Genomic DNA, 5,603 nt, shown 5'->3' on the forward strand with positions numbered 1-5,603 from the left:
GCCGGCGTCTGCACGAGCACCTCGACGGTCGCGGCGCTCGCGCTACCCGCCATCAGCGCCGCTGCGCACAACAGCGGCGGCAGCGCGCGTCTCACGGATCGATCTGCAGCGCGGGCGCGATCTGCCACAGCTCGGTGGTCAAATCGCCGTCGCGGTAGGTCAGCGCATGCCAGACTTTCACGGGAACGGTGCCGCCGTAGTCGGCCTTCGCCTGCAGCGACGTGCCGCGCGGATTGCCGAGCGCCGTCAGCTTGCCGAAAGACGCGGGACGGGGCTTGCCGGCATTCGCCGCGATGAACTTCTGCCAGACGGCGCGGATCGCGGCCTTGCCGCGGTAGCGGCCGTCGAGCGGTCCGCCGACCCACTCCATATAAGCGTCATCGGCATAGTCGCGCATCAGCGCTTCCAGGTCGCCGGCGGCGACGGCGTCGAGGTGGGCCTTCGCCTTCGCCTCGTCCAGCGGTCCGGCCACGGCCTGGCCGCCGCACACGGGCAGCAATGCGCATGCCAGCAGCAGGGATGCAACCTTCGTCTTGCGAATCATGGTGTCTCCTCCACGTGTATTTATTGCCCGAGCAAAAGTTTCGTGTCCGAAAATCATAATTACACGGAAACCCTGCCGTGGCAACACGGAAGAAGAACGGTGGGGCGGATCAGCTTTCGACGGTGCCCAGCTTGCCGAGGCAGCGGCGCTGGAAGTTGTCCAGGCCGTCGGTGACGAAATCGTCGTCCTCGTCGATCACATGGCCGTCGATCAGCATGCGCAGCTTGGCGATGCGGTCGCCCAGCGCGAGCGCCTGCGCCAGGTTCTCCTCGCCCGGATCGCCGGCGTGCGCGATCGCGTCGGCGACTTCCTGCGGGAAGTCCCAGTGCTTCGCGATGGCGGCCGACAGCAGGCGGCCTTCGGCCAGCAACTGCACGCCGAATTCGCTGGAACCGGGCACCTTGTTCTCTTCGCACAGGCGGTCGGCCAGGCGGAAGCCGACGACGAGCCCCAGGTTCTGCATCAGGCCGGACAGATACGCTTCGAACGGCCCGGCCGTCAGGCCCGGCGCCATCAGGCTCGCGGCCAGCGCGCATTTCTCGGACTGGGCCCAGACGTGCGGCGCCGCCAGGCGCGTGAAACCCGTCGTCTGCAGCTTGATAATCGGGCGGAAGGCGATGCGCGCCAGCAGCATGCGCAAGCCATTCTGGCCCAGCATCATGAGGGCCGCTTCGACCGTCTTCACGGGCGACATCGGCCGGTAGTACGCGCTGTTCGCCTCGCGGATCACCTCGGCCACGAGGACGACGTCCTGCGCGACCTGGCGCGCCAGCTCGGCGTTCGACGCTTCGTCCTGGAGGCTGCGCAGCAGTTGCGGGATCACTTCCGGCACGCGCGGCACCAGCTCGGCCGCACTGGCCGGATCGCGCGCGAGCGCGCGCACCTGGTCGAGGATCGCCGCCTGGACGGCGTCCGACGCCTCGTAGCCGGAGGACGCCGTCAGCCAGCGGTAATACGCGGCCTCGATTTCGGCGGGAATGCCGCCCGGGTGTTCGTCCGCCTCCGCCGCGGGAGCGGGTTTCGTGTCGGCGGTATTGTCGGCACCGCCACGGAGGCGGCTGATCCAGTTTTTCATAGGCGTTGGGACTGCGCTGCGATGATGGCTTCATTGTAGCCTGACGGGTGTCATCCAGGCGTTGCGGGCACGATCATTTTTCCGCAGCCGCCCACTCCGGGAATGCCCTCCCATGTGAAAAAAACAAATATTGACTGTCGCAATCGATCTCGCATGAACAACTCGTGCGTCGTCATCGGGTGCACTTGTGTTAATTTTCACACCGACAGAGGGCTGCGGAGTTTATTCGATGAAAATAATTCTCGGCATAATCGGAGTCGGTAGCGCGTTCCTGGCATGCCACGCGCACGCTCAGGCAACAGCGGCGGACCGTATTCCCGATACGATGGAAGCGCGGGTGCAGGCTTGTACCGGATGCCATGGCGCCCAGGGCCGCGGCGTGGAAAACGTCTATTTCCCGCGCCTCGCGGGCAAGCCGGCCGGCTATCTCTACAACCAGCTGGTGGCATTCCGCGACGGCCGGCGCAAGTACGTGCCGATGAATTACCTGCTGGCCTACCTGCCCGACGACTACCTGATGCGCATGGCCGAGCACTTCGCGTCGCTCAATCCGCCGCCCCTCGTGCAACCGGCGGTGCAGCGGTCGCCGGAGCAGGTGCACGCCGGCCAGCGCATCGTCACGCAGGGCATCCCCGCCAAGAAGATCCCCGCCTGCGTCACGTGCCACGGCGCGGAACTGGGCGGCCGCGAACCCGGCATTCCAGGCCTGCTGGGCCTGCGCGCGGACTACGTCAGTGCGCAACTGGGCGCGTGGCGCTTCGGCGTGCGCACGGCGCTGGCGCCGGACTGCATGCAGCTCATCGCCTCCAGCCTCTCCGAGCCGGAAGTCGCCGCCGTGTCGGCGTATCTCGCCTCGCTGCCCGTCACCGCGGCCCGTCCGCTGCGCCAGCCCGGCATGAAGCTGCCGCTCGCGTGCGGCAGCCAGCCGCAGAAAGGAGGCCAGCCATGAACGCCGTGATCCGCAGGATCGCGCTCGCCGCCGTCCCCTTGGCGCTGCTCGCGGCGGCCGCGTGGGCGCAGACCAATGCGGCGAAAGCGCCCGCGCAACAGTCGATCGTGGAACGGGGCCGCTACCTCGCGCAGGCCGGCGACTGCATCGCGTGCCACACGGTCCCGGGTGCGAAGATCTTTTCCGGCAACCGGGCGATGCCAACGCCGTTCGGCACCCTGTACGCCCCGAACATCACGCCCGACCGCGACACGGGCATCGGCAGCTGGAGTGCGGACGACTTCTACAACATGATGCACACGGGACGCTCGCCGAAAGGCTATCTGCTGTATCCGGCGATGCCGTTCGCGTCGTACACCAAGGTCACGCGCGCCGACAGCGACGCCATCTTCGCCTACCTGCGCTCGGTGCCGCCGGTACGCCTGGCGTCACGCGAGCACGACCTGCGCTTCCCGTACAACAACCGCTCGCTGCTGATCGGCTGGCGCACCCTGTACTTCAAGGAAGGAGAGTACCAGCCGGACCGCAGCAAGTCGGTCGAATGGAACCGCGGCGCCTACCTCGTGCAGGGCCTCGGCCACTGCGCGATGTGCCACACGCCGATCAACGCGCTGGGCGGCTCGTCGCAGGAAAAGGCATTCCAGGGCGGCCTGATCCCGATGCAGAACTGGTACGCCCCGTCGCTGACGTCGAACCGCGAGGCGGGCCTGGGCGACTGGGCGCTGCAGGACATCGTCGACCTGCTGCAGAAAGGCGTGTCGAACCGCGGCACCGTGTACGGGCCGATGGCCGAGGTCACGTTCAACAGCCTGCAGTACATGACGGACGACGACGTGCGCGCGATGGCCGTCTACCTGAAGAGTCTTCCGGCCGACCAGGGCCCCGCGTCCGATCCGGCCGGCGCGCCCGCGCGCGCCGACGTGGGCCAGGCCTTCACGGAAGGCCGCCGCATCTACGCCGCGCGCTGCGCGTCGTGCCACGGTGCGGAAGGCCGCGGCAAGTTGCCCCACTACCCGCCGCTGGCGCGCAACCAGTCGATCGGCATGAGCTCCGCCGTGAATCCGATCCGCATGGTGCTCAACGGCGGCTACCCGCCCGGCACGAAGCGCAATCCGATGCCGTACGGGATGCCGCCGTTCGCGCAGGACCTGAACGACAACGAGATCGCATCGGTGGTGACGTTCATCCGCACCGCGTGGGGCAACCGGGGCGCGCCCGTGACGGCACGCGAAGTCAACCAGCTGCGCTCGGCCACGGTCGAGTAAAAAGGGGAAGCCATGTTTCTGGAACCGACAGACCAAGACCTGGACGGCGGGGAGCAGCAGCGCCGCGTCGACGCCATCGTCGCGCGCGGCCCCGGCGGCGCATTCGCCCTGGCCGGTATCGCGGTGGCGATCGTGATGGCGATCTGGCTCGCCTTCTACTTCCTCGTGTTCGTCGCACGCGGAGGCGATTGACATGGCAGGTACCGCACACGACATCGCCGCGAAAGCGGAAGCGCGCTGGGCGTGGATCGTCGGCGGCATCATCGCCTTCCTCGTCGCGATGATGGCGTACATGAGCCTCCACTGGGCCGCGATGCCGCCCGTGCGCACGGAAACCATCGACCCGACCACGCTGCACATTGCCGGCGAATTCGTCGAGACGAACCTGGGCAGCGCCGCGGAGCCGGACGGCTCCGTCACGGTGCGCGTGCTCGCGAACCAGTACTCGTTCACGCCGCAATGCCTCGTCGTCCCCGCCAACACATGGCTGCACTTCCGCGGCACGGCGGCCGACGTCGTGCACGGCTTCTCGGTCAGTCACAGCAACGTGAACCTGATGCTGATCCCGGGGTACATCTCGAACTTCCAGACCCGGTTCGAAGCGCCCGGCGAGCACGTGATGCCTTGTCACGAATTCTGCGGCAACGGCCACGCCGCGATGTGGGCCCATGTGCAGGTCATCCCGCGCGAAGAATTCATGCGCAGGGCGAACTCCCAGCCAGGAAGGAGGTTGAGCTGTGTTCAGTAACGATTCCCGCCGCCTCGTGCTGGCCCACTTCTGGGTCGCCTTCGCCGCCTTCTTCGTCGCCCTGCTGCTGGGCGAATGGCAGATGGTGATCCGCAGCCCGCTGATCGACTGGATCGGCAACCCGGAGCTGTACTACCGCTCCGTCACCGCGCACGGCTCCGCGATGGGCTATGTGTTCCCCACGCTGGTGGCGATGGGCTTCGGCTACGCCATCGTCGAACTCGCGCTGAAGCAGCCGCTCGCGGGCAAGCGCTGGGCCTGGATCGGTTTTACCCTCGTCGTCCTCGGCACGGTCGTCGCGATGATCCCCGTCTCGCTGGGCAAGGCCTCGGTGCTGTACACGTTCTACCCGCCGCTGATCGCGCACTGGGCCTACTACATCGGCATCGTGCTGGTCGTCGTCGGCTCGTGGATCTGGGTCGCGCTCATGTCGATCAATCTGCGCGTGTGGAAGAAAGCGCATCCCGGCGCAGCCGTGCCGCTGCCGATGTTCGCCAATCTCGCAGGGGCGTATTTGTGGGCATGGACGTCGGTCGGCGCCGCCGTCGAGATCCTGTTCCTGATCCTGCCCGTGGCCCTCGGCTTCAAGTCGACGATCGACGCCGGCCTGTCGCGCGTGTTCTTTTCCTGGACGCTGCACGCGATCGTCTACTTCTGGCTGATGCCGGCCTACATCGCGTTCTACACGCTGGTGCCGCGCGCCATCGGCGGCCGCCTGTACAGCGACGTGATGGGCCGCATCTCGTTCGTGCTGTTCCTCGTGTTCTCGATGCCGATCGGTATCCACCACCTGTTCCAGGACCCGCAGGTCGGCGCGGGCGTGAAATTCCTGCACGCCGTGTTCACCGCGATGGTCTCGGTCCCCACCTTGCTGACCGTCTTCACGATCACCGCGTCGGTCGAAATCGCGGGACGCCTGCGCGGCGGCACGGGCGCCCTCGGCTGGGTGAAGGCCCTGCCCTGGCATAACCCGATGATGCTCGCCGTCGCGTTCTCCTTCATCCTGCTGGGCTTCGGCGGCG

Annotated in this window: 7 protein-coding genes; 5 read left to right on the plus strand and 2 right to left on the minus strand. The window is 67.2% G+C overall.

Annotated elements, in window-relative coordinates:
- Positions 1 to 91: 91 nt before the first annotated feature.
- Both ACEN88_RS23130 and ACEN88_RS23135 read right to left on the minus strand, forming a co-directional pair.
- A complete protein-coding gene (locus ACEN88_RS23130; protein WP_413343408.1) occupies positions 92 to 544 on the minus strand; it encodes a nuclear transport factor 2 family protein in 453 nt (150 codons plus the stop codon).
- Between the two features lie 109 nt (positions 545 to 653).
- Positions 654 to 1,619 carry an HDOD domain-containing protein gene (locus ACEN88_RS23135; protein ID WP_413343411.1) on the minus strand — a complete coding sequence of 322 codons (966 nt, stop codon included), beginning with the start codon at positions 1,617 to 1,619 and terminating at the stop codon, positions 654 to 656.
- A 229-nt stretch (positions 1,620 to 1,848) separates the two neighbouring features.
- Here ACEN88_RS23135 and ACEN88_RS23140 point away from each other — a divergent pair, with 229 nt between their 5' ends.
- From ACEN88_RS23140 to ACEN88_RS23160, 5 genes are all read left to right on the plus strand, one after another.
- The gene (locus ACEN88_RS23140; RefSeq protein ID WP_413343413.1) at positions 1,849 to 2,568 is read left to right on the plus strand and encodes a c-type cytochrome; all 720 of its coding nucleotides are present in this window, start codon (positions 1,849 to 1,851) and stop codon (positions 2,566 to 2,568) included.
- Positions 2,565 to 3,833 carry a c-type cytochrome gene (locus tag ACEN88_RS23145; protein WP_413343415.1) on the plus strand — a complete coding sequence of 423 codons (1,269 nt, stop codon included), beginning with the start codon at positions 2,565 to 2,567 and terminating at the stop codon, positions 3,831 to 3,833. The genes ACEN88_RS23140 and ACEN88_RS23145 overlap by 4 nt, the downstream gene beginning before the upstream one ends.
- A 12-nt stretch (positions 3,834 to 3,845) precedes the next feature.
- The gene (locus tag ACEN88_RS23150; protein WP_160410615.1) at positions 3,846 to 4,025 is read left to right on the plus strand and encodes a hypothetical protein; all 180 of its coding nucleotides are present in this window, start codon (positions 3,846 to 3,848) and stop codon (positions 4,023 to 4,025) included.
- A 1-nt stretch (position 4,026) separates the two neighbouring features.
- The gene (locus ACEN88_RS23155; RefSeq protein WP_413343417.1) at positions 4,027 to 4,581 is read left to right on the plus strand and encodes a cytochrome C oxidase subunit II; all 555 of its coding nucleotides are present in this window, start codon (positions 4,027 to 4,029) and stop codon (positions 4,579 to 4,581) included.
- A gap of 16 nt (positions 4,582 to 4,597) precedes the next feature.
- Positions 4,598 to 5,603 (plus strand): cbb3-type cytochrome c oxidase subunit I (locus ACEN88_RS23160; RefSeq protein ID WP_413343418.1); only part of this gene is annotated, 1,006 nt, incomplete at its 3' end.

Source organism: Massilia sp. CT11-108, assembly GCF_047302915.1.
GTDB lineage: Bacteria > Pseudomonadota > Gammaproteobacteria > Burkholderiales > Burkholderiaceae_D > Telluria > Telluria orientalis.

Excerpts from the sequence above, each read along its gene's own strand:
- ACEN88_RS23130 (WP_413343408.1), bottom strand. The coding sequence starts at position 544 with ATGATTCGCAAGACGAAGGTTGCATCCCTGCTGCTGGCATGCGCATTG.
- ACEN88_RS23135 (WP_413343411.1), bottom strand. The coding sequence starts at position 1,619 with ATGAAAAACTGGATCAGCCGCCTCCGTGGCGGTGCCGACAATACCGCC.
- ACEN88_RS23140 (WP_413343413.1), top strand. The coding sequence starts at position 1,849 with ATGAAAATAATTCTCGGCATAATCGGAGTCGGTAGCGCGTTCCTGGCA.
- ACEN88_RS23145 (WP_413343415.1), top strand. The coding sequence starts at position 2,565 with ATGAACGCCGTGATCCGCAGGATCGCGCTCGCCGCCGTCCCCTTGGCG.
- ACEN88_RS23150 (WP_160410615.1), top strand. The coding sequence starts at position 3,846 with ATGTTTCTGGAACCGACAGACCAAGACCTGGACGGCGGGGAGCAGCAG.
- ACEN88_RS23155 (WP_413343417.1), top strand. The coding sequence starts at position 4,027 with ATGGCAGGTACCGCACACGACATCGCCGCGAAAGCGGAAGCGCGCTGG.